The 590-nt window shown below is 64.4% G+C and carries 1 pseudogene; it reads right to left on the reverse strand.

Annotation, left to right across the window (positions count from 1 at the left end):
- Positions 1 to 570 (reverse strand): annotated as a pseudogene (locus ACFQBR_RS33620) (hypothetical protein); the annotation flags it as partial.
- Positions 571 to 590: the final 20 nt, after the last annotated feature.

Raw genomic sequence — 590 nt, forward strand, 5'->3', positions numbered from 1 at the left:
GTCGCGGTGGTGGCGGGTCCCCCTGCCGATCTGGATGCGCTGGATGATGCTGTCCATGCTCGCGAAGATCTGGCTGATGATCTGGTGGCCGGGCACGGTGATGATCAGCCAGGTCAGGATGCGGCGCATGGCCAGGCTGCGGATGGCCTTGAAGATCGGGATCCACTTCAGCGAGGCGCCGAAGGTGAACTTGGCCATGGCGATGGCCCAGGCGATCTCGGCCAGGAGCTGGACGAACTGGCCGATGACCATCATGTGCATGTACTCGACGTTGGCGCGGGCCTTGAAGAGTTCGGCGGACATGACGGTGGAGTTGTCGCGGGCCGAGCCGACGTAGTTGTTCTCGCCTCTGGTGAACTGGTCCAGGGAGCGTTCGTAGCGGTCGGCGGTGTGGCCGTCGAAGTGGCGGCGGGCGTGTTTGCGGCTGAGGTCGAACAGGTCCTCGAGCACGGCCAGGCGTTGGTCCAGGGCGGTGTAGATCTCCGAGGCGCGGCCGAGGTTGTTGATGCCGGCTCTGGGGACCTGGATGCCGGTGAGGACCTCGATCGCTTTGCGTGAGGAGTCGGACATGTTGTGGTCCAACGGCATAC

Origin of the sequence: Nocardiopsis tropica (genome assembly GCF_042660575.1) — a bacterium.
GTDB classification, from domain to species: domain Bacteria; phylum Actinomycetota; class Actinomycetes; order Streptosporangiales; family Streptosporangiaceae; genus Nocardiopsis; species Nocardiopsis tropica.